General features: G+C 64.4%; 23 protein-coding genes. 9 read left to right on the top strand and 14 right to left on the bottom strand.

The window, feature by feature from the left end; all coding sequences use genetic code 11:
- Positions 1 to 6: 6 nt before the first annotated feature.
- The gene (locus V5735_RS08000) at positions 7 to 537 is read right to left on the bottom strand and encodes a hypothetical protein (protein ID WP_423745880.1); all 531 of its coding nucleotides are present in this window, start codon (positions 535 to 537) and stop codon (positions 7 to 9) included.
- A gap of 78 nt (positions 538 to 615) precedes the next feature.
- Between V5735_RS08000 and V5735_RS07995 the strand changes: the two genes are divergently transcribed.
- Positions 616 to 978 carry a hypothetical protein gene (locus V5735_RS07995; RefSeq protein WP_423745879.1) on the top strand — a complete coding sequence of 121 codons (363 nt, stop codon included), beginning with the start codon at positions 616 to 618 and terminating at the stop codon, positions 976 to 978.
- Here V5735_RS07995 and V5735_RS07990 read toward each other — a convergent pair whose 3' ends face one another.
- From V5735_RS07990 to V5735_RS07975, 4 genes are all read right to left on the bottom strand, one after another.
- Complete coding sequence (locus V5735_RS07990; protein ID WP_423745878.1) at positions 979 to 1,482, bottom strand: NUDIX hydrolase; 504 nt, start codon at positions 1,480 to 1,482, stop codon at positions 979 to 981.
- 48 nt (positions 1,483 to 1,530) lie between these two features.
- Positions 1,531 to 3,114: a PQQ-binding-like beta-propeller repeat protein gene (locus V5735_RS07985; protein ID WP_423745877.1), complete on the bottom strand. Its 1,584-nt coding sequence runs from the start codon at positions 3,112 to 3,114 to the stop codon at positions 1,531 to 1,533.
- A gap of 350 nt (positions 3,115 to 3,464) precedes the next feature.
- Positions 3,465 to 4,703, bottom strand: coding sequence for a mandelate racemase/muconate lactonizing enzyme family protein (locus V5735_RS07980; protein ID WP_423745876.1), 1,239 nt, complete (start codon positions 4,701 to 4,703; stop codon positions 3,465 to 3,467).
- A gap of 50 nt (positions 4,704 to 4,753) precedes the next feature.
- Positions 4,754 to 4,879, bottom strand: coding sequence for a hypothetical protein (locus V5735_RS07975; RefSeq protein WP_423745875.1), 126 nt, complete (start codon positions 4,877 to 4,879; stop codon positions 4,754 to 4,756).
- A 424-nt stretch (positions 4,880 to 5,303) separates the two neighbouring features.
- Here V5735_RS07975 and V5735_RS07970 point away from each other — a divergent pair, with 424 nt between their 5' ends.
- The gene (locus V5735_RS07970; protein WP_423745874.1) at positions 5,304 to 6,311 is read left to right on the top strand and encodes a glycoside hydrolase; all 1,008 of its coding nucleotides are present in this window, start codon (positions 5,304 to 5,306) and stop codon (positions 6,309 to 6,311) included.
- Here V5735_RS07970 and V5735_RS07965 read toward each other — a convergent pair.
- Together V5735_RS07965 and V5735_RS07960 are read right to left on the bottom strand one after the other, a co-directional pair.
- A complete protein-coding gene (locus tag V5735_RS07965; RefSeq protein WP_423745873.1) occupies positions 6,295 to 7,158 on the bottom strand; it encodes a NosD domain-containing protein in 864 nt (287 codons plus the stop codon). The genes V5735_RS07970 and V5735_RS07965 overlap by 17 nt on opposite strands.
- A 106-nt stretch (positions 7,159 to 7,264) precedes the next feature.
- The gene (locus tag V5735_RS07960) at positions 7,265 to 8,179 is read right to left on the bottom strand and encodes a dihydrodipicolinate synthase family protein (protein ID WP_423745872.1); all 915 of its coding nucleotides are present in this window, start codon (positions 8,177 to 8,179) and stop codon (positions 7,265 to 7,267) included.
- A 100-nt stretch (positions 8,180 to 8,279) separates the two neighbouring features.
- Here V5735_RS07960 and V5735_RS07955 point away from each other — a divergent pair, with 100 nt between their 5' ends.
- Both V5735_RS07955 and V5735_RS07950 read left to right on the top strand, forming a co-directional pair.
- Positions 8,280 to 8,546, top strand: coding sequence for a MoaD/ThiS family protein (locus tag V5735_RS07955; protein WP_007979343.1), 267 nt, complete (start codon positions 8,280 to 8,282; stop codon positions 8,544 to 8,546).
- A gap of 130 nt (positions 8,547 to 8,676) precedes the next feature.
- Positions 8,677 to 9,333, top strand: coding sequence for a hypothetical protein (locus tag V5735_RS07950; protein WP_423745871.1), 657 nt, complete (start codon positions 8,677 to 8,679; stop codon positions 9,331 to 9,333).
- Positions 9,334 to 9,338: 5 nt separating this feature from the next.
- Here V5735_RS07950 and V5735_RS07945 read toward each other — a convergent pair whose 3' ends face one another.
- On the bottom strand, positions 9,339 to 10,562 hold the full coding sequence (locus V5735_RS07945) for an HAD family hydrolase (protein ID WP_423745870.1): 1,224 nt from the start codon (positions 10,560 to 10,562) through the stop codon (positions 9,339 to 9,341).
- Positions 10,563 to 10,611: 49 nt separating this feature from the next.
- Here V5735_RS07945 and V5735_RS07940 point away from each other — a divergent pair, with 49 nt between their 5' ends.
- Positions 10,612 to 10,737 (top strand): hypothetical protein, encoded by a 126-nt coding sequence (locus V5735_RS07940; protein ID WP_423745869.1) that lies wholly within the window; start codon positions 10,612 to 10,614, stop codon positions 10,735 to 10,737.
- On the opposite strand, the gene V5735_RS07935 is transcribed toward V5735_RS07940, so the two are convergent.
- Together V5735_RS07935 and V5735_RS07930 are read right to left on the bottom strand one after the other, a co-directional pair.
- Positions 10,722 to 11,081 carry a M48 family metalloprotease gene (locus V5735_RS07935; RefSeq protein ID WP_423745868.1) on the bottom strand — a complete coding sequence of 120 codons (360 nt, stop codon included), beginning with the start codon at positions 11,079 to 11,081 and terminating at the stop codon, positions 10,722 to 10,724. The genes V5735_RS07940 and V5735_RS07935 overlap by 16 nt on opposite strands.
- A 180-nt stretch (positions 11,082 to 11,261) precedes the next feature.
- The gene (locus V5735_RS07930) at positions 11,262 to 12,602 is read right to left on the bottom strand and encodes a RimK/LysX family protein (protein ID WP_423745867.1); all 1,341 of its coding nucleotides are present in this window, start codon (positions 12,600 to 12,602) and stop codon (positions 11,262 to 11,264) included.
- Between the two features lie 342 nt (positions 12,603 to 12,944).
- On the opposite strand from V5735_RS07930, the gene V5735_RS07925 reads away from it, so the two are divergent.
- Positions 12,945 to 14,318, top strand: a complete 1,374-nt coding sequence (locus V5735_RS07925) for a nicotinate phosphoribosyltransferase (protein WP_423745866.1) — start codon at positions 12,945 to 12,947, stop codon at positions 14,316 to 14,318.
- A 1-nt stretch (position 14,319) separates the two neighbouring features.
- Here the strand turns inward: V5735_RS07925 and V5735_RS07920 are convergent, their stop codons facing one another.
- On the bottom strand, positions 14,320 to 15,849 hold the full coding sequence (locus V5735_RS07920; protein ID WP_423745865.1) for an alpha,alpha-trehalose-phosphate synthase (UDP-forming): 1,530 nt from the start codon (positions 15,847 to 15,849) through the stop codon (positions 14,320 to 14,322).
- A 133-nt stretch (positions 15,850 to 15,982) separates the two neighbouring features.
- Positions 15,983 to 16,495: a gamma carbonic anhydrase family protein gene (locus V5735_RS07915; RefSeq protein WP_423745864.1), complete on the bottom strand. Its 513-nt coding sequence runs from the start codon at positions 16,493 to 16,495 to the stop codon at positions 15,983 to 15,985.
- A 74-nt stretch (positions 16,496 to 16,569) separates the two neighbouring features.
- On the opposite strand from V5735_RS07915, the gene V5735_RS07910 reads away from it, so the two are divergent.
- Positions 16,570 to 16,740, top strand: coding sequence for a hypothetical protein (locus tag V5735_RS07910; RefSeq protein WP_423745863.1), 171 nt, complete (start codon positions 16,570 to 16,572; stop codon positions 16,738 to 16,740).
- A 145-nt stretch (positions 16,741 to 16,885) separates the two neighbouring features.
- Here the strand turns inward: V5735_RS07910 and V5735_RS07905 are convergent, their stop codons facing one another.
- Complete coding sequence (locus V5735_RS07905) at positions 16,886 to 17,266, bottom strand: hypothetical protein (RefSeq protein ID WP_423745862.1); 381 nt, start codon at positions 17,264 to 17,266, stop codon at positions 16,886 to 16,888.
- 135 nt (positions 17,267 to 17,401) lie between these two features.
- On the opposite strand from V5735_RS07905, the gene rbcL reads away from it, so the two are divergent.
- On the top strand, positions 17,402 to 18,649 hold the full coding sequence (rbcL, locus tag V5735_RS07900) for a type III ribulose-bisphosphate carboxylase (RefSeq protein ID WP_423745861.1): 1,248 nt from the start codon (positions 17,402 to 17,404) through the stop codon (positions 18,647 to 18,649).
- Positions 18,650 to 18,708: 59 nt separating this feature from the next.
- On the opposite strand, the gene V5735_RS07895 is transcribed toward rbcL, so the two are convergent.
- Positions 18,709 to 18,873 carry a hypothetical protein gene (locus V5735_RS07895; RefSeq protein WP_423745860.1) on the bottom strand — a complete coding sequence of 55 codons (165 nt, stop codon included), beginning with the start codon at positions 18,871 to 18,873 and terminating at the stop codon, positions 18,709 to 18,711.
- Between the two features lie 245 nt (positions 18,874 to 19,118).
- Between V5735_RS07895 and V5735_RS07890 the strand changes: the two genes are divergently transcribed.
- A complete protein-coding gene (locus tag V5735_RS07890) occupies positions 19,119 to 20,132 on the top strand; it encodes an AIR synthase family protein (RefSeq protein ID WP_423745859.1) in 1,014 nt (337 codons plus the stop codon).
- The last annotated feature ends 18 nt before the right edge of the window (positions 20,133 to 20,150 follow it).

The raw sequence follows: 20,150 nt of genomic DNA, 5'->3' as shown, positions 1-20,150 counted from the left end.
CCGATTTCAGTATCGTCGCCCGTCTTCTATCGCTCGGCGTAGTTCGTCGGCGCGTTCGGACCCGACGAGTAGCGGCCGCTCTCCGTCGCGTTCGAGCCGTACGCCCTCGCTTCCGTCGACGATGTACGCTTTCCCCCTCTCGCTCCACGCCACCCCATGTCGAGTCAGCGAGACGCCCCACCGGATTCCCCACCCGCCGTAGTCGCGCATGGCGCTGTACTCGGCCGATTCGACCGCTCCAATTTCCCCGAACGGAATCCGACGGAATCGGAGGTGAAACGGGAAGAACTTCAAGTACACGCCGTCGTCTCGCACCTCCGTCACGAGCACCGCTCGGTGTATCAGGACCAACGGCAGGACGAGCGCGAGCAGGGTCAGCCCTCCGACTCGTATCGCTTCGGGGGTCAGTCCGCCGTACTCGTCGGCGAACATGACGCCCAGCAGGATGAGGATTGGAACGTTCGTGACGAGCAAAAACGCCCACAGCCACCCCTGCCGGAACCGCTGCGTTTCACGAAAACGGGGGTCCCCGCTCATTCTCGCTTCATTTCGGTACCAGCGAGATATACTGTTCGATATGGCTACAGTTATGCGTCGCCCCCGGCAACTCGCGCCATGGTCAGTGGCTCTCGAGCGGTCAGCGTCACGTTCGCGCTGATTCTGGCGCTCACCACCCTCGTCGGCCCGTTGGCGGATGCCCTCGACGTGAGAGGTAACTCGGGGATTTTCGGCGTGTTTGGCGTCGCGCTTCTCCTCGCGTACGCCCTGCTCTCGTACAACCCCGACCTGTACGTCGATGGCGTCTGGCACTTCGCCTTCCTCGTCTTCCTGCTCTCCATTGGGATTCACTATCTGCTCGGAACGGGACTCACGTCCGGAAACGCGACGCCCGCCCAAATCGTGCTGGTGTGGTTGTTCGCGGCCGGTGCGGTCGCGGTGGCGTTCAGGAGGACGGTCATCGAGCAGTTGCGGGCGTAATCACGGTTCGTCCCGGAGATACGGCCGAAGCAGGTCGCCGTCGTGGAGATTCTCGGGCAGTCGCTCGAACCACTCCGCGGCCGAAATCTCGACCTCGTGCGCGCCCAACCGCGACGCGTCTGGAATGTCACCCTCCGCACGAGCGGCGTACACGACGTACCGGGCCGAAAACCGTTCCTCCCCGTCCGCCGCCGCGACGTAGGATTGGTCGAGGACGACCAGCGGCGCACCGACGGTGGCGTCCAAGCCCGTCTCCTCGCGCACTTCGCGCTTCGCGGCTTCCGTCGGTGTCTCGCCGGGTTCGACCCCGCCTCCGGGAAGAATCCACCCCTCGGACCAGCCGTTCTTCACGAGGGCGATTCGCCCCGCCGCGTCGCGGACCCCCGCCGCCGCGGTCAATCCGGTGCCGTCGACCGCCCACTCCCGAAGCGACGCCAGTTTCGACTCGGGGAGCGAAAGCGTCTGTCGCTCGCGCGGCGTATCCGGTGGAACGTCGTGAGGCACACCGTTCCATCCGTTCCCGTCTGTCAAAAATTCGACGGATGCGGTCGGTCAGTCCTCGCGCTCGATTTTGGACCGGAGGTACGCACCGACGCCGCCGACGCCGCCGAGGGCGGTGAGGAGTCCGAATCCGGGCTGTCCGTCAGAGGTGGTCGTCGTCCCGGTCGTCGTACTGGTGAGCTGTCCATTCCCTCCCGTTCCCGTCGTTTCGGTTGCACCCGGTGACCCCGATGTCGTCGTGGTCGTTGTCGTCGTTCCCGGCATCGTGGTCCCCGAAGTCGTCGTTGTCGTCGTGGTCGTTTCGCTGGCGGTCGTGGTCGTTTTCCCGCTCGTGGTGGTTTCGGCGGTCGTGGTCGTTTCTTCCGTGGTAGTCGTAGTGGCCGGTCCGTCGTCGCTGCCGAGGACGTGGAAATCGCCGTACCGCGTGTACATCCAATCCAGCGTCGAGCCCATCGGATAGGTCGCGGTGTACACCCGCCCGTCCGCGACGACGGGCGAGTTGGCCGCCGGGCCGTATTCGTCGAAATTCCATCCCCCGAACTCGTGTCGCCACTCCACTTCTCCGCTCGTCGTGTTCAGCGCCAGCACGACCGCGTTTCCGGTCTCCGTCTCCGGGTCCGCTCGGCCACCGGCGTACAGCGTTTCCCCGCCGACCGACAGGGCACCCGCGAGCGCTGCGTCCGTCACGGTCGTCCACGCTTCTTCGCCGCTTTTCGCGTCGAACGCCAGTATCGTGTTCCCGACGCGGAAGAACACGCGCCCGTTGGCGACCGTGAGTCGATCTCCGAGCCAGTAGTACTCGATGTTGACCGACGACGACCATCGGACCGTCCCGTCGTCGGCCGACCGCGCTTTGATTGCGTGCTCGCTGCTTTCGTTCACGACGCCGTACACCACGCCATCCGCGACGGCCTGGAGTTCGTCGTCTTCCTCGGTGACGTCCCAGCGCACGGACCCGTCAGCCGCGTTCAGCGCGGTTCCGTCCGTGTAGAAGAGCGTTCTGTCCGCGTAACACGCGCTTCCCTGAACCGCGTCGGTCGTCCAAACGGTATCGCCGGTTTCGGCGTCGAGTCGTGAGACGCCACCCGCCATCTCGACGTACAAGTCCCCGTCCGCGACCAACGGATTCGACAACCCGTCCGAGGCGGGTTTGTGCCACTTCGTCTCGCCGGTGTCGGCGTCGAGCGCGAAGAATCTCGTCCCGTCGGCGTCCTCGGAACCGTACGTCCCGAAGTAGACGGTGCCGCCACCGACCGTGGGCGTTCCCGGCCGGGAAACCCCCTCGTGCTTCCACACGGTTTCGTCACCGTCCGGGTCGTAGGCGGCGACGTAGCCCGCACTGGTCGATGGCGTGTGTGCCGTCGTCACGGCCATGTACACCGTTCCGTCCGCGACGACCGGTTCGGACGTGTACATGCCGCCGTCCATATCGAACGACCGCTCGGTGGTCACGTTCGCCCCCGGACCGACGTTCTCGGTCGCACCGGTTCGTCCCGCGTTGCCGCGGTACGTCGCCCACGAATCTCCCGTGCCGCCGGACCCCTCCGCGCTCGTCGCGAACTCGGTGCCAACGGCGACGGTCGCTCCCAGAACCCCCGCCACCTTCAGAAACTCCCGCCGATTTGTCGCGTGCATGCTCCATTTGAAAGTATCGCCATCGAATATACTTTGTGCAGGCATTCCGTTTAAAAATACTTCCAATTTTGACAATGTATGAATGTGTCCGAAAATCTCTGTGCATCTCTAAACTTCTCCTCTCTGCTCGACTCTTCCACGATTCTGACGAATTCAAACCTCATCAAAATCGAGAAGTATCTGATAGGATGGGTGTCCGTGGGTGTCGAACGTGATACCCCACGACTCGGAAATTTGCTGGCTCGACGAAGTTACGCTTCGTCGAACAACGCAAAGCAGAGCTTTGCTGGCTTGACGAGGTTCATGCCTCGTCAAACAGCGTGAATCAAAGATTCACTGGCCCGACGAAGCTATGCTTCGTCAAACAACTCCTCGCCTTCGACCATGTGCTCTTCCACGGCGTCCATGTCGAGCGTCAGGCCGAGACCGGGTTTTTCGGGCACCGTGATGTAGCCGTTCTCGATGACGTCCTCTTCCACGAGGTCCTCCCACCAGCCGAGTTGGTAGGAGTGGTATTCGACCGCCAGCGAGTTCGGGATGGCGGACCCCACGTGCGCGCTCGCCATCGTCGCCACCGGCGACGAGACGTTGTGCATGGCGACCGGAACGTAGTACTGGTTCGCCACGTCGGCGATTTTTCGGGTTTCGCGCATGCCGCCGACCTTCGGCAGGTCGGGCGCGATGATGTCCACCGCGAGGTTCTCGATGAGACGGCGCTCCTCGGTGACGCGGTAGCGGTTCTCGCCGACGGCGATGGGCGTCGTCGTGGATTTCGTCACTTCCTCTTGCACGTCGAGGTTCTCCGGCGGAACGGGGTCCTCGAGCCACCAGACGTCGAAGTCCTCGATGGCCTTGGCGAGACGTTGCGCGCTTCCGGCCGAGAACGTCCAGTGACAGTCGAACGCCACGTCCGCGCGGTCCTTTACGCGCTCCGTAACCTTCTCCACGATTTCCGCCTTGTGTCGGATTTCCCCGTTGCGAAGGTGGCGGTTCGCGCGGTCCTTTTCGAGTCCCGAGGGAACGTCCAAGTCGAACTTGAGCGCGTCGTAGCCCAGTTCCTCGACGACGCGTTCGGCCTCGTCGGCACAGGCGTCCGGGTCAGCCTCGTCGGCGGTGTGACAGTCGCAGTACACGCGAACTTGGTCGCGGTACTTCCCGCCGAGGAGTTGGTAGGCCGGGATGTCGAGGATTTTCCCTGCGAGGTCGTGCAGGGCGATTTCGATGCCCGAGATGGCCGTGACGGTGACGCCCTCGACGGACCCCTCGCCGGACATCTTCTGGACGAGGTGTTCGAACAGTCGGTCGATGTCGAGCGGGTTCTCGCCGATGACGAACGGCTTCATTCGCTCGATGAGTTCGGGGACACCGGCACCCCAGTAGGCCTCGCCGGTGCCGACGACTCCGGCGTCAGTGTACACGCGGACGAGCGTCCACGGGAAGTTGCCGTCCACCATCGTCGTCTGTACGTCCGTTATCTCGATGTCGCGCTTGCTCCCGCGGGATGCCGTCGCACCCATCGTTTCGCCGGAGAGGTTGCGCATCGTGTACTCTGCGTTGGGGTCGTGCAGTGTCGAGTAATCGCGTCCCATACCGGCGGGTACTCCGCCCGTAGTAAAAGTTCAAATGGTATCGTCCGTTATTACTGGCGCACGTCGATCGGAGTTTCCGCGCTGATCCACGCGTGGACGGAATCCTCCGCGCGAAGCTCGTATCGCCCGCGTCGATAGTACCCGACGACCCGCGGCTCGGTCTGCTGTTCAGGCATCTCGTTTGCCGCTTCGACGCGTCGTATCCTTACTATTGACCAGTTAACCGATTACACGCCGTGATAGGCCCACCGTTCCCCTCTGTTGGGTGACAGACGAACGTCCGACCGAATCACCGATTCTAACGCCTCTACTGCCGATTATACACCGGATAACCGAGACGGGCGTCCCGAAACGTTCATCGAAGTTACCGAACGGGTCCCCCGAGATTCGTTCCGTTCTCCGTGGCTCCCCGCGGTCGGCGTGCCGGGGGCGACCCCGCGGGACGGGGGAAAGTATGTCAGCCGAAACACCACTACATTCAGGTGCCCGGCCGTTGTCCGCGATTCCATGACTCATCGGTGTACGAGACGGGGATTCCTCGCCGCCGGTGTCACATCTGCGGTTTCTCTCGCCGGATGCGTCGCCGACGGTGGACCTCCCGTGGACGTTCGGGGAGCGATGTACCTGCCCGCCCGCGCGATGAACTCCTTCCAGATGTGGCACACCTACGAACGCGGCGTCACGGAGCGCGACATGGGGTTCGCCGACCGACTGAACCTCAACGCGATTCGGACGTGGCTGAGCTACGAGGCGTGGCACAAGGACCGAGCGTCGTTCGGCCGGGCGCTCGACCACTTCCTCTCGACCGCCGACTCGCACGGCATCCGCATCCTGCTCGGCGTCTTCGAGGGCGTCGGGCGTCCGCCGGTTCCGAAGAACCTCTACGACACCGACCCGTGGACGGGCACGTCGGTCTGGTCCCCGGCCAAGCACGTGATGCGCAATCCCGACGAGTGGGGCGGGCCGAAGCGATTCGTCGAGTGGATCATGAACCGCTACCGGGACGACGAGCGGGTGCTCGCCATCGAGGTGATGAACGAACCCGGCTGGCGGCCGTGGAAGAAGCGCTTCGCCCGCGAGATGTTTCAGTACACCCGCGAGCGACGCGGAGAGGTGCCGCTGACGATCGGCGCGACGAGCTTCGCGAACGCCACCGACTACTACGATTGGGGCATCGACGTGGTGCAGTTCCATTACAACTACCCGAACACGACGGACATCTACAGCGGCGTGCTCCAGCAGGCGAACGAACTCCGCAACAGTATCAACAAACCCGTCTGGCTGACGGAGTGGCAGCGCGTCGCCAACTTCGGGTGGGGACAGAAGGACATCTCCGCGGCCCAGCGCGGCCCCGATTACGCCTCGCTCGCCCCCGTCATTCGGAAATCCGGCGTCGGCAACTTCTTCTGGTCGCTCATGCTCAAACCGGCCTACATGTTGAGCCAGCGCAAACGCGGTATCCTGAACGGCGTCTTCCACGAGGACGGCGCGGTCTGGAGCAAAGACGACGCGAGCGCCCTCAAAGCCATGTCCGGCGACGACACGTTCAACGGCCGGGAGCGCAAGGAGTGGCCCGACTGGGCGAAGAAGGTCATCGAGAAGGCGTGAGTCCGGCGTAGGCCAGCACGTCGCTGTGGTCGAAGTTCCCGTCGCCGTCGAAGTCGAGGGCGGACCGTTGCTGTGCCGGGATGTCGGCGACACCGACCGTCTCGGCCACGGCGATGACCGGCAGCGAAACGGCGTCCCAGACTCCGGCTTTCCCGTTGCCGGTCACGTCCTCGTAGCGGCCGTCGCCGTCGAAGTCGAGCGGCGGTCCGACGGTGAGTTGCACGCCGAAGACGTTCACCAGCGCCATCGGCGCGTAGATGTCGATGACCTCGTTGTGGTGGATGCGATTGCGACGCAGGTCGTCGTCCCACGCGTCGTCGAGGACGAGACCGCGGAGGCCGTCCCTGACGGTGTTGTTCACCAGTGTTGCGTCCGAGTCCGTCACGCCGATTCCGATGGCGTTGTTGTAGGTGACGACGTCGCGCACCGTCACGGCGGCCGCGTTCTGCACGTAGACTCCGCGATTCCAATCCTTGGTTCGGAGGTTCCGAACCGTCACGTTCGACGCGCCCGCTACGTGAACGCCGCTCGTGTCGCTGACGCCGAACCCGTCCAGCATGTGTCCCCGGCCGTCCAGCACCACGTCGTCCGCGCGGATTTTGACACATCCGGTCGAGATGGCCGTCTTCCCGTTGTGGACGTCCTGTGCGAGGACGTAGCGCCCGGATTTCGTAATCGCCGTACAGGAATCGACGGCCGTGGCGGACTGTGCGGCGGGTGCCGTTGTCGTGGTCGATGCGGCGGACGCGCTGGCGACCGGCGGGCGGCCGACGTGGCCGACGTGGCCGACACCGCCGACAACACAGACGAAAACCAACCCGACGACGAGAACGCGCGAGGGGAGCATGGTCCCACGCACAACGCCCCCCGTGTTATACGCTCTCCTCGTAAGGTCATCCTACTCGTCGGAACGGTCGCGTGAGGACCCGGAAATGGAGCGTACGCGCCGACAATCAGAGCATGTCGAGCGCGCGAAGGTCGGATTCGAGCGCCGCGCGGTCCGATTCGTTCATTTTCCGTAGCGGGCTCCGGAGCGGGCCGGGCGAGAAGCCCAAATCGAGCACGTCGAGCGTCGTCTTCACGCCCGCCATGTACGACCCGCCCTTCAGCGCGTCCCGAATCGCGTACACGTCGCTCTGCAGTTCGCGGGCACGTTCCACGTCGCCCGCGTCGTATGCGTCGTAGAGCGAGACGACCAGTTCGGGGAAGGCGTTCGCAACCGCGCTGACCATGCCGGTACAGCCGAGTTGGAGGCCGGGGAGGAGCAGGGAGTCCGACCCCGCGAGGAACGTGAGTTCGGGGTGTGCGTCGATGGCCTGCCCGAGCCACGGCACGTTTTTGCTCGAATCCTTGAGTCCGGCGAGGTTCGGAATTTCGGCGAGGTCGTCGAGGGTGTCGAGCGACAGCGAGTTGCCGGTCTTGCTCGGGATGTGGTAGATGTACACCGGGAGGTCGACGGCCTCACAGACTCGTCGATAGTGTTCGACTGCCGCGTCGTGGTCCAGCGGGTAGTAGTACGGCGTGACGACGACGAGGCCGTCCGCGCCGACCGATTCCGCGTGTTCGGCGTGCGCGACGGTCTCGTACGTGCTCGGCGCGCCGACGCCCGCGATGACGGGCACGTCGTCCACGGCTTCGACCACCGCTTCGACGACGCCGCGCTGTTCCTCGCCGGTCAACAGGGGGAACTCCCCGTTCGTTCCGAGCGGGAAGACGCCGTGTGCACCGCCGTCCACGACGTATTGGGCGTGGGCCGCCGTGGCTTGGTAGTTCACCGACTCGTCTTCGTGAAACGCCGTAATCGTGGGCGGAACGACGCCGTGCAGGGAGAGCGGGTCGTCCATTCCCGGTTCTGGTGCGTGCGACATACTCGGACGCTCGTCCCCCGGCCCAATAAGCGGTTTCGTCTCGGCAGGAGTTTTTCGAGACTGAGTAAACTTTTTGTTCCGGTAGTGTGTAGATGTGTGTATGAACGTCACAGTTAAACTCACTGGCCCGATGGTCGCGCGCACCGGAACCCGCGACGCACGCGTGGCAGTCCCCGACGAGGCGACAGTCGAGGACGTCGTCGAACAACTCGGCGAGCGCTACGGCCCGCAAGTCCGCGCGGGAATCGTGGACGGATTCGGCCTTCGCTCGGACACCAGCCTCGTCCGCGAGTCCGACCACGAACCGCTCTCGGTTCACAGTCCCGTCGAAGCGGGTGACACCGTTCGCGTACAGGTCCACGCCTGATTCGACGCGGCGCTTCCCACGACCTCGGAACCTCCGTTTCTCTCTTCGTTTCCTCTCTCCGCTTCTCTCGTCCTCCCGAGCAGAAAACTTATACTCGATTCTGATACCTCTCCGTCATGAGCTTTCGGCGATGTGTGATTCCGTGAACCGCCGCCGAGCGATGGGTGCGCTCTGTGTTCTCCTCGCGGTGGCGTTCGCGGCGAACACGCTCTGGTTGGTTCCCGACGGTAACGGCCTCCGATACGAGTACCGGGCGGTCGAGTTAGACCACTCGCACACGACCCACTACGTTCGACAGTCCCCGTCGGTCCAAGACTGCTCCCCGAGGCTCGCCCGCGCCTGCGGATTCGAATTCGCGGCGATACACGGCGGTGTTTCGGTCGGCGCTAACTTCTCGCGTTCGTGGCCCGACTACGAGTACGTCCGGACCAGAAACGGGTTTTACGAACCGACCGTCGAGGTGGAAAACGGAACGACCGTTCTCGCGGCGCGGAACGTCTCGTTCGCCACCGTGCTCGCGAACGTCACGTACGACCCGGACTCTGCAACCAGTCGAACGGGTCCCAAACTTCGGACGGCGATTCGAACGGGACATGTCCGCACGCGGTCGGAGATTCCTCGGCCCCTTCGCTTCCTCAACGAGAGTGGCACCTACTACTATCTTCGAACGTCCCACGTCGGACCGGTCCATCCGTTCCTCGGTCCGAGACTCCTCGCCATTCGTATCGTGCTGTGGCTTGCGACGGTTCCGCTCTCCGTCGTCGGCGTCGCGTGCTGGTACGACTGAGGACTTTATCCCAATCGACCCAACCGATTCAGCGCGTACACCGTCCGGAGCACGTCGCCCGCCTTTCCGCGGTCGAAGATGAGTTCGTCGGTGCGAACCACATGGTCCAACACGTCGCTGGAGGCGTGTTCCGGCGCGGCACCGATGCCACAGTCGTTCTCGTCCACCCACTGCATCACGCGCAGGTCGCTCTTGCTGTCGCCCATAACGAGCGTGAACGGGTCGTCCACGCCGAGGACGTTCAACGCGGCTTCCACGCCGACCACTTTGTTCAACTCTCGACTGCCGATCTCGGCGGCGTCACCCTCGTAGTAGGCCACGTCGATTCGGTCGAAGGTGTCCCGCACGTCCTCCGGAATCGCTTCCACGTCCGCGTCCGGCATTCCGCCTTGCGCTTCGAGCACGCCGCGGATTTCGGGGTCGCTGTGGGCGTAGTAGGTCCGCGCCCACTCGCTCCCGTCCTCGACCACCGTCTCGCCGAGCAGGTCGAGTTGGTAGACCAGCGCGTCGTCGATGACTTCCACCGCCTTCGCGCTCCCCGTCTCGAAGTTCGGCTTCATCGTGATGTTGAACTCGTTGCCCTGCAGGTGGGTCCCCCGCCGGAGTTCCTCGGGCGCGGACGAGAGCACCCGTGAGCGCACGGTGTCGAAGACGTCCCGGATGTCGTCGTCCAAGTCCTCGAACAGCAGTCGTTTGGTTTCCGCGCCGTGGCCCGGCGTGAACACGCCGGTCCCCGCCTCGTAGACGATGCTCACCGTGCCGGAGTGGACGATCTCGTTGCCGAGTCCCTGAATCGTGAACCCCTTCACGTTCTCCAGCGTTTGGCCCGTACAGACGACGATGGGGACGCCCTTCTCGTGGAATTCGGTCAGCAGGTTGAGTACCTCCCGCGGAATCTCGTTGTCCGTTCCGCCCGCCGACCGGAGCGTCTCGTCCACGTCCAGTACGAGCGCGTTCACCGACCGGCCGTACTTCGAGTAGAGGTCGAGCGCGGTGAACGCTTGGTCGCGCGTGGCGTGGGCCGCCACGTCCGCGTACGTCTCCCCCGCGTCGAACTCCTCCCGAATCTCGTCCTTTCGCGCCTCCAGTTCGTCGCTCGCGGACTGCCAGTGTTCCAACGCGACCCGCGAATCGACCGGCGGAAACACGTCCACGAAGTCCTGATACGCTCTGAGGGTTTTCGCGTCGAACTCGTCGTAGAGCCGATAGAGGGCGTCGTAGCGTTCCATACTGGAAGTGGGTCGCTTTCCGAGATAAAGGTCGGGGGAGGTGGGAATATTGGCGGACTCGGAAAACGGCGACGGCAAACCACCGACGCCCGAACACTCCTCCCGCAACGAACATCACCACCGTGACCGCGACCACAACTCCCCCACCGCGACGACCGCTTACGACCACGATTGAAGCAGCGCACACCGTTTTTCCGTCGACGGGTGCGTCCTGAACAGCCAGTTGCCGATGTCGTCGAGCCGATTTCGGACGCGAAGCACCGTCGGCGTCCGCCCGTCCGTCCAAATCGAAAAGCCGTCGTTCGACGCCCGCGGCGGTTCGACGATGGAGAACGCCGCGACGGTATCGGCCTCCCGGAGGTCCGTCGTCGGTGCATCGACCGCCTCCGCGTCCACTTTTTGCAACGCCGCCGCCAAGGCCGCCGCGGACCGCGCGAGTTCGACGGCGGCGCGGTCGGCGGCGAGTTCGCGCTGTCGGGCGAACAGCGCGAGCAGCGACCGCCCGACGAGCGCCGTCACCGAGAGGGAATTCGACCGGTGAGGCTGTAGCTCCGCATCGTCCCTTTCTTTCTCGCCAGCGATTGTAAAACGGCAACACTTCGTCCGCTCCTGAGCGGCGTCGGTGGTTCCTTTTCCTCCGACTCCCCTTTTGATCTCTCTTCTTTCGACCTCACTCCCCCAACCTCACTTCCCTCGACATCACTCCTCGATGGTGGTGACCTCCTCGTCCACCCGCTTGCTGATGTCCACTTGGTAGTGTTCGAGGATGTCGCGGCCGAGGAGGACGGGATTCTCCATGTGGCTTCGGTCCTCGATGTTCGCGGAGACGGTGTAGTGGTTCCCGGCGATGCCGACGACGATATCGACCACCGGACGCGTGCGACTCGACTTCGAACTCCCGGAGCGCACCCGCGAGGTTCGACGGATGGGTCCCGCGCCGACGTCCGCCGCGACGCCGGTGTCGATGCTCGTCCGACTCGCACCCGTATCGGATTTCGCGACGACCGTCGCCGACCCCGACGTCCCGCTGACGACGACCTCCGTCGTGTAGCCGATGGTCGGTTGCTCCGAGAGGTCCCGGCGGCTCGTCGACGGTTTGCAGGCGGGAACGGTGTCGTCGAGCGTCGCGGTCAGTTCGACGACCCGGTCTTCGTCCACGGACCCGCCCGCCGTTTCGATGGCGGCGCGAGCGATGTGCGGTGCCGGACTGTGGCCGGTCGCCTCGAAGAACCCCTTGAACCCCGCGGTCGGGTTGACTTCGAGGACGTACCAGTCGCGTTCGTTTCGGATGAGGTCGACCCCGGCGTAGTCGAGGCCGATGGCGTTCGCCGCGTCGAGTGCGGTTCGCGAAACTTCATCCGTGAGTACGTCGCCCGCCGCGCGTACGTCTCCCCCGAGCGCGACGTTCGTCCGCCACTCCTCGTCAGGGGCGGAGCGAATCATCCCGCCGATGACGGAATCGCCGACCACGTAGACCCGGAGGTCGCTGTGCGGGCCGTCGTCGTCGTCCTGTTCGATGAGTTGTTGGACGAACGCCTGTCTTTTCCCGACGCGGGAGCTGATGGGGTCGTTCAGGTCGACTTTCCACGTGCCGCCGCCATGGGTCCCGATGGCGGTCTTGTACACGGCCTCGGTGCCGTAGGGCTCACAGAGTTCGTTGAGTCGTTCCGTCGAGAGCGCGAGGATGGCGTCCGGGACCCGAACCCCCTCCTCGGCCAGTCGCACCGCGGCGGCGAACTTGTGCGTCGCCCGTAGCACCGACATCGGTGGATTGAGGGTCGGGACGACGCTCGCGTACAGGTTCACCAGTCCCAACAGTTCGTCGGGATACTCCGTCTTGGAGAGCAACAACCGGTTGGCGACGATGTCCACGTTCGGTTCGAGGACGAGTTCGCCGTCCCGTATCTCGACCGACGTGTTCTCCCGGCGAAGCCAGACGGGTTCGTGACCTAACGCTTCGACGGCGTTCAAAATCGCTTTCGTCTCCTTGCTGTTGTGAAGGCTGAAGACACCGACTCGGACCGACGTTTCTCCCGACATCGGTCTGTCATTCGCTAACTCGGCTCAAAACACTTATTGCTCTGTTGCTAATAGTTGGATCGACGTTCCCGGCCGATTGTTCTTTCTCGACTAGCGGATCCGGTCGAAGACCGTGCTCTGACAGCGACTGCACTGCCGTCGGTTACGCCAGTATTTCTTCCCGCAGGAATTACACTTCCAGTTCGGCGTGAGGAAGTCCGGTTTGAGCGATTCCAAGTTCATGGGTGGGCGTAGGATCCCCACGAATAAACGCCTCTCGCCGGATTCGGGTCGCTCACCGTCCCTTTCCACCCTCGCTATCTCTCCCCTAACTATTACTGGCGGGGCGTGGTCCCAGTGGCTATGGTGGGGACCAACGCGGACGACGAGGAGCGATTCGGCTACGTCACGGCCGAAAATCTGGGACTGTTCACCGACCTCTACGAGCTGACGATGTTGCAGGGCTATCACGCCGCGGACCACGACCCGGAAGCGACGTTCAGCCTCTTCTTCCGCCGACTTCCGACGGACAGGGGCTTCGTCGTCGCGGCAGGGCTGGAACAGGCGATGGCGTACATCGAGACCCTCTCGTTCGGCGAGCGAGCCATCGACTACCTTCGAAATCGCGGGTTCGACGAGGATTTCCTCGTTCGACTCGCGGACTTCGAGTTCACGGGGCGGGTGCGCGCGCTCCCCGAGGGGACGCCGGTCTTCCCCGACGAACCCCTGCTGGAGGTGACCGCGCCCATCTTCGAGGCCCAGTTGTTCGAGACGCTGGTGTTGAATCAGATCGGCTTTCAGAGCCTCGTGGCGACGAAAGCCGCCCGGATGCGCGAAGCCGTCGAACGCTACGGCGACGACCAGTCGCTCGTCGATTTCGGTTCCCGACGCGCCCACGGTACCGACGCCGGGATGAAAGCCGCCCGCGCCGCCGCCATCGGCGGCTTCGACGGCACCTCGCTCGTGGCGGCCGGTGAGGCGTTCTCGCTCCCCGTTTACGGGACGATGGCCCACTCGTGGATCCAGAGTTTCGAGAACGAACGGGAGGCGTTCGAGACGTTCCTCGAACAGTACCACGAGGACACGATTCTGCTCGTGGACACCTACGATACCGTCGAGGGCGCGAAACTGGCGATGGACGTGGCGGAAGACCACGATGCCGAAGTCGGTGTGCGCCTCGATTCGGGCGACCTCGCCCCGCTCTCGAAGGAGGTCGCGGAAATCGTCGACGGCCGACCCATCTTCGTCTCCTCGGGCATGGACGAGCACAAAATCGCGGACTTCCTCCGGGACGGCGGCGTGGCGACCGGGTTCGGTCCCGGCACCGCGCTGACGACGAGCAGGGACGCCCCGTCGCTCGACCTCGTGTACAAACTCACGGAAGTCGAGCGCGACGGCGAGATGCGTCCGAGCATGAAATTGTCGTCGGGGAAGGTCACGTACCCCGGCGCGAAGAGCGTTCGCCGCGTCGGAGACGGCGGCTACGAGAAGGACGTGCTCGCGTTGCGCGGTGAGGACGTCGCGGGCGAGGAACAACTCGTCACCGTCTTCGAGGACGGGGACAGGGTGGCCGACTCGCCCGAACTCGGCGCGATTGCGGACCGGGCGGGGACGCGCCGCCGAAAACTGCCCGACGACTGCCGCGAATTACGCTCCCCCGGCACCTATCCGGTCGAAATCAGTGACGGCCTCCGCCAGTTGACGGACGACCTGGAAGCCGAATTGGAAGCGCGGTGAGTCACGCGCCGCCGCGGCCGGTACTGCGCTTCCGGTTCAACACTTCTCCGGCGTGCCGGAGCACGTCGTTTTTCCACGCTTCGATGTCGTTCTCCTCGACCTCGGCTTGCAGCTGCGTCATGCGATTCGACCGTTCCGGCCGGTCCATCGTCAGCGCCCGCTCGATGCCGTCCGCGAACGCTTCGGCGTCGTTCGGATGTACCGTCATCGCCGCGTCCCCGAGTTCCTCGTGTGCGCCGACGAGTTCGCTGAGGACCAACACGCCGGGGTCGTCCACTTGCGAGGCGACGAACTCCTTCGCAACGAGGTTCATGCCGTCACGGAGGGAACTCACGAGCCCCACGTCCGCCTCCCGGTACAGAGCGGCCAGTTCGGCCATCGAGAGTCGGTCGTCGATGTACACGATGGGTCGCCACGCGTCCGTTCCAAACCGCTCGTTTATCTGCTCGATTTCCCCCGTCACGGTCGCTTGGACGCGCTGATAGTCGTCGATCCGGCTCCGGCTCTCGCTCGCCTTCTGGACGTACGTGAGCCGTCCGCGCCACTCCGGTCGCTCCTCCCAGAGCCGTTCGAGGGCGGTCAGCCGCTGTTCGATACCCTTCGTGTAATCGAGTCTATCGACGCCGAGCGCCAACCGCTCCGCCCCGAGCGGGTACGCGCTCCGGAGGGATTCCCACGCTTCGTCAGCCTCCGCCGACCCCGCGAGCCGTCGTCGCTCCGCGGCGTCGATGCCGAGCGGGAAGGACTCGACGCGAACCGTTCGCCCGTCGTAGCGAATCAATCCCGTCTCGCGGTTCACGTCCGCGTCCACCGCTTTCGAGGCGCAGTCGAGGAAGTTCCGGCAGTAGCGGTCGGTGTGGAACCCGAGGAGGTCGTTCGCCAGCAACCCGTCGAGGAGTTCGTCGTGTTCCGGGCAACTCCGAAACACGTCCCACGACGGCCACGGAATGTGCCAGAACTGCATGCAGAACGCATCGGGTGCCGACTCGCGGATCAGCCGCGGTGCGAGCGCGAAGTGGTAATCCTGAAACCAGACGACCGCTTCCGACGGGTCCACCCGCTCCCGTATCGCGTCGGCGAAGCGCTCGTTCGCCTCGCGGTAGTGTCGCCAGAACTCCGGTTTCGGGGTCATCTTGGCGATGTCCGAGTGACAGAGGGGCCACAACACCTGATTGCTGTAACCGTAGTAGTAGTTGGTCACCTGTTCCTCCGAGAGGGCGACGCGCTTCAACTCGTAGGAGGGTGACTCCGGGGGGACGCGCACGCACCCGTTCTCGTCGCTCATCTCCTCGTCGCCGTCGCCGCTACCCCACGCGACCCACGTCCCGCCCGTGCTCGCCATCATCGGGTCGAGCGCGGAGGTCAGGCCACCCGCTGGACGGGCGACGCTGATGCCGTCGTCGTCGCGTTCGTGTACGTACGGTTCCCTGTTGGATACGAGGACCAATTCTCGGTCTCCGAACGGCGGTGTCGCGGAAACGGCCTCCCGCTCCTCCGTCTCGGAGACGGTACCGTCAACGGTTTTGTCCATTATGTCGCTCGTCTCGTATCTGGGCCACTGAGACGAATCACTGCGTGGGTTGCGCTCGCAAGTCTCTTTATTGTCGTGTGGAATCGCGCGCGCTTCGCGCCCGACCCTCCTGCTCGGTCGCTGGCTCGACGCCCTACTCGAACAGCGTTCCGTGGCGCTTCGCAAGCCCGGTGTACTCCCCGGAGGAGTACGACTCGAAGATTTCTTCCGCGTCGATGGTCGTCTCCGACAGCGGCGTCACCCGCGCGGGGACCCCCCGAACGAACGACTCTGGCGGAATATCGGCCGATTCGAGCGTCACGGTCCCGGCCGCGACGATGCTCCGTTCGCCGATTCGCACGTCGCTGTTTATCGTTGCGTTGAACCCGACGAGCGACCCGTCGCCGACTTCCGCGTCGTTCAACACCGCGCCGTGACCGACCATCACCCGGTCGCCGACCGTCGAGGCGTGCAGAACCGCGTTGTCGCCGACGTGCGACTCCCGGCCGACGCGCACCGGTGCCACGTCACCCCGGAGGACGGCACCGGGCCAGACGCTCGCGTCGGCCTCGATCTCGACGTCCCCCACTACGGTCGCCTCCCGGCAGACGTGGGCGTCCTCGTGCACCGACGGCTCACCCCCTTCGAACCCGTACGTTCGAACCATACCCCTGACACGACGTTCTCGACCAAAGCTTTGGCGGGGTCATTTTTTAGGTCGCGCCGGTCGTGTGTATCCCCATGTTCAAGGCACAGATTTCCGACGGCGAGCAGATAGAGTGCGCCGAGTACGAAATCGAAGGTCCCGGCGTTCGACTGTTCGACGAGGACGGCGACTTCCTCGCGTTCGTCCCCTTCGCGCACCTGCTCTGGGTCGGACAGGTGGACGGGAGCGGGCGAACGCTCTGGTAGTCGTCCCGCCTACTCGCACCACACGTCTTCCGCGAACCGTCCCGTTCGTCCCCCGCGGCTCCGGCCACGAGTACGCGTTACGTTCGTTCCGGCGGAACGACGTGGAGGTGGTGGTCGAGTCGCGTCGTCGGTGTCGCCGCGGTGTTCAATCGACCCACGGAATGATTTCGATTCCCGACCGCCGCATCTCGACGCCCAACCCTCGGTCGGGACCGTCCTCCGGGACCTCCCACGACGTCCGTGCCGACGGGCCAGCAGAAACCTCGACGGAGAGGTCGTAGCTTCCGACTCCGAACTCGTCGGGAACGTCCCACGACCCCGACGCGAGAATCGATTCGCGCCCGGAGAAGACGCGTTTCTCGGATCGCCGCACGTCGAGCGAAACGGTCACCACCCCGTCGAGGCGGTTATACACCGTTATCGTCTCTGTGTGCGGGTCCGTTCCCCACCCGTCGGAGAGACACCCCCCGGTACCGCCCAAAAGGGAGAGCGAGCAACCGTATCGGACGAATCCCCGTCGATTCATACGAATCGATTTCCGGACGATGGCGTAAGCGTTCCGTTCCCCGATACGAAATGCCGCACATCGCTCCTCCCGTTCACCCACGTTTCCCGAAACTGGCGGGTGGATTTTTAACCAACGACGGTGAAGATACGGGTTATGCCCGGCATAAAGTACGAGGATTTCCTCGACCTTGGATACACCCCCGCCGAATCGGAACTCGTCTGCACCTTCCACGTCGAACCGGCCGCCGACATGGACATGGAGGACGCGGCGAGTCGCGTCGCCAGCGAGAGTTCGAACGGAACGTGGGCCGAACTCCAAGTCGAAGGGAGCATCACCGACCTGAGCGCCACGACGTTCAGCATCGAGGGGAACGAAGTGAAGGTCGCCTACCCGGACGCGCTGTTCGAGGACGGGAGTATGCCACAGGTACTCTCCTGCATCGCGGGCAACATCATGGGCATGAAGGCCGTCGAGCGGATTCGCCTGCTCGATTGCGACTGGCCCGAACCGCTCACCACCTCCTTCCCCGGCCCGCAGTTCGGCAGCGGCGTTCGCAACGAGATTTTCGACGCGGGCGACCGACCAATCACCGCCACGGTTCCCAAACCGAAGGTCGGCCTCTCGACCGACCAGCACGCCCAAATCGGCTACGAGGCGTGGGTCGGCGGCCTCGACCTCCTGAAGGACGACGAGAATCTCACGGACCAAGATTTCAACCCCTTCGCCGACCGCCTCACCCAGAGCCTCGCCATGCGGGACGACGCACAGGACGAGACGGGCGAGACGAAGAGCTACCTCGTCAACATCACGGCGGACACGAACACCATGCTCGAACGCGCCGACATGGTGGCCGAACAGGGCTGTGAGTACGTGATGGTGGACGTCGTCACGACCGGCTGGGGTGCCGTCCAGAGCGTCCGCGAGCGCTGTGAGGAACTCGGCCTCGCCATTCACGCCCACCGCGCGATGCACGCCGCCTTCGACCGAATTCCGACCCACGGCGTCTCGATGCGCGTCCTCGCGCAAATCGCCCGCATCTGCGGCGTGGACCAACTCCACACCGGGACCGCCGACCTTGGCAAACTCGAAAACGAGGACACGGTGGGCATCAACGAGTGGCTCTACTCCGACCTCTACGGCATGAACGACGTGCTTCCCGTCGCCTCCGGCGGCCTGCATCCCGGCCTCGTCGCCGAACTCATCGACCGCGAAGGGACGAACATCTGCATCCAGGCGGGCGGCGGCGTCCACGGTCACCCCGACGGCACCCGCGCGGGCGCGGCCGCGCTCCGCCAATCCGTCGATGCGACGGTGGCGGGTATCCCGCTCGAAGAGTACGCCGAGGACCACCCCGAACTGAAAGTCGCCCTCGATAAGTGGGGCACCGAGACGCCGCGGTAGGGCCGAATTCCCGGATTCGACGCGGGTCGGGAGTCGAAGGTGTGACGACTGCCTGATTTTCACTGTGCCAGCGTTCGAGGTTTACTTTGAAACCGCGGATGCGAATAGCGCGGAACGACGTTCCACGAACAGTCGAGCGGGCGCGCCCCGCGAGACGACGGCAACGCCGTGAGCACGCGGTGCTGTGCGGTGGCGGTTTCAGTGACGTCTGCAGTTGCAGTCACAGAAGAACCAACAACTCGTGGCGAACAGACGGAAACTTTCGAGGACTTCACCCCGACAACTTCGACCGGTATCAGAACCAGCACCATCCCTTAGCGAGCGTGGCGAGGATTTTAGGAGAGTCCGGCACTGTGTGGTCGTTCGCAAAGCGACCACCGGAATCCTCTCGTACCGACTCTCCCCGAGCCCACATAATCGGTTTTCGGCGAATCAGCACGGATTTGTGCGCCGCCCAAATACCACCTGTATGAGCGACATCGGGAAGATAGACCGCGATTTCTTCGACGAACACATCTATCCCTACCTCGGCGCGGACCGCGACGACGAACTCCTCGGGCCGAAACACGGCGTGGACTTCGGGGTCATCGACGTGGGCGACAAAATCGCCGCGCTCGCCACGGACCCCCTCTCGCTCCTGCCCGAACTGGGCTTCGAGCGGGCGGCGTGGTTCGCCTTCCACGTCGTGATGAGCGACGTGGCGGTCAGCGGCCTCCGTCCGTCCCACCTCGCGGTGGATTTCAATCTGCCGCCGGAAATCACCGACGAGGAGTTCGCAACGGTCTGGCGGACGTTCGACCGCGAAGCGAGAAAACTGGGCGTCAGCGTCGTCACGGGCCACACCGCCAGATATTCGGGTTGTCAGTATCCGTGGGTCGGCGCCGCGACGACGCTCGCCGTAGGAGAGAAGGAGAACCTCGTCCGGCCGGACGGGGCGCAATCGGGCGACAAAGTGCTCGTGACGAAGGGGCCGGGCGTGGAGACGGCGGGCTTTCTCGTGACGCTGTTCGAGGACCAGATCGACCTCCCCGAGGACGACATCGAGAGCGCGAAGGACCGATTCTACGACATGAGTCCGGTCGAGGACGCGCTGGTGGCGGCCGACGCGGGATCGGTCACGGCCATGCACGACGCCACGGAGTGCGGGATTCACGGCGCGCTGGTTGAGATGTCACGCTCCGCCGGAGTGCGCTTCGACGTGACCCACGACGACGTGCCGGTGCTTCCCGGCGTGCTGGAAGCGTGCGAATACTTCGACATCGACCCGTGGGAGTCCACGACCGAAGGAACGCTCGTGCTGACAGTTGCATCCGAGGGAGCGGAGACTGTCCTCGCCGCGCTCTCCGACGCCGGGATTCCGGCGGCCGAAATGGGGACGGTGCGCGAGGGCGAAGGAGTGTACGTCGATGACGACCGAATCGAACATCCCGACGTAGACCCCTCGTTGCAGGTGTTCGCCGAGTTGTCGACCGAACGGGAGTGAACACCACCGATAAATACC

This window comes from Haladaptatus sp. SPP-AMP-3, assembly GCF_049568665.1.
In the GTDB taxonomy this organism is placed as follows: domain Archaea; phylum Halobacteriota; class Halobacteria; order Halobacteriales; family Haladaptataceae; genus Haladaptatus; species Haladaptatus paucihalophilus.
This window is presented reverse-complemented; position numbering and strand designations above follow the sequence as displayed.

What these genes read in the sequence shown, in the direction of transcription:
- V5735_RS08000 (WP_423745880.1), bottom strand. Translation starts at nt 537, where the DNA reads ATGAGCGGGGACCCCCGTTTTCGTGAAACGCAGCGGTTCCGGCAGGGG.
- V5735_RS07995 (WP_423745879.1), top strand. Translation starts at nt 616, where the DNA reads ATGGTCAGTGGCTCTCGAGCGGTCAGCGTCACGTTCGCGCTGATTCTG.
- V5735_RS07985 (WP_423745877.1), bottom strand. Translation starts at nt 3,114, where the DNA reads ATGCACGCGACAAATCGGCGGGAGTTTCTGAAGGTGGCGGGGGTTCTG.
- V5735_RS07980 (WP_423745876.1), bottom strand. Translation starts at nt 4,703, where the DNA reads ATGGGACGCGATTACTCGACACTGCACGACCCCAACGCAGAGTACACG.
- V5735_RS07975 (WP_423745875.1), bottom strand. Translation starts at nt 4,879, where the DNA reads ATGCCTGAACAGCAGACCGAGCCGCGGGTCGTCGGGTACTATCGACGC.
- V5735_RS07965 (WP_423745873.1), bottom strand. Translation starts at nt 7,158, where the DNA reads ATGCTCCCCTCGCGCGTTCTCGTCGTCGGGTTGGTTTTCGTCTGTGTT.
- V5735_RS07960 (WP_423745872.1), bottom strand. Translation starts at nt 8,179, where the DNA reads ATGTCGCACGCACCAGAACCGGGAATGGACGACCCGCTCTCCCTGCAC.
- V5735_RS07955 (WP_007979343.1), top strand. Translation starts at nt 8,280, where the DNA reads ATGAACGTCACAGTTAAACTCACTGGCCCGATGGTCGCGCGCACCGGA.
- V5735_RS07950 (WP_423745871.1), top strand. Translation starts at nt 8,677, where the DNA reads ATGTGTGATTCCGTGAACCGCCGCCGAGCGATGGGTGCGCTCTGTGTT.
- V5735_RS07945 (WP_423745870.1), bottom strand. Translation starts at nt 10,562, where the DNA reads ATGGAACGCTACGACGCCCTCTATCGGCTCTACGACGAGTTCGACGCG.
- V5735_RS07930 (WP_423745867.1), bottom strand. Translation starts at nt 12,602, where the DNA reads ATGTCGGGAGAAACGTCGGTCCGAGTCGGTGTCTTCAGCCTTCACAAC.
- V5735_RS07925 (WP_423745866.1), top strand. Translation starts at nt 12,945, where the DNA reads ATGGTGGGGACCAACGCGGACGACGAGGAGCGATTCGGCTACGTCACG.
- V5735_RS07920 (WP_423745865.1), bottom strand. Translation starts at nt 15,849, where the DNA reads ATGGACAAAACCGTTGACGGTACCGTCTCCGAGACGGAGGAGCGGGAG.
- V5735_RS07915 (WP_423745864.1), bottom strand. Translation starts at nt 16,495, where the DNA reads ATGGTTCGAACGTACGGGTTCGAAGGGGGTGAGCCGTCGGTGCACGAG.
- V5735_RS07910 (WP_423745863.1), top strand. Translation starts at nt 16,570, where the DNA reads ATGTTCAAGGCACAGATTTCCGACGGCGAGCAGATAGAGTGCGCCGAG.
- V5735_RS07905 (WP_423745862.1), bottom strand. Translation starts at nt 17,266, where the DNA reads ATGAATCGACGGGGATTCGTCCGATACGGTTGCTCGCTCTCCCTTTTG.
- rbcL (WP_423745861.1), top strand. Translation starts at nt 17,402, where the DNA reads ATGCCCGGCATAAAGTACGAGGATTTCCTCGACCTTGGATACACCCCC.
- V5735_RS07890 (WP_423745859.1), top strand. Translation starts at nt 19,119, where the DNA reads ATGAGCGACATCGGGAAGATAGACCGCGATTTCTTCGACGAACACATC.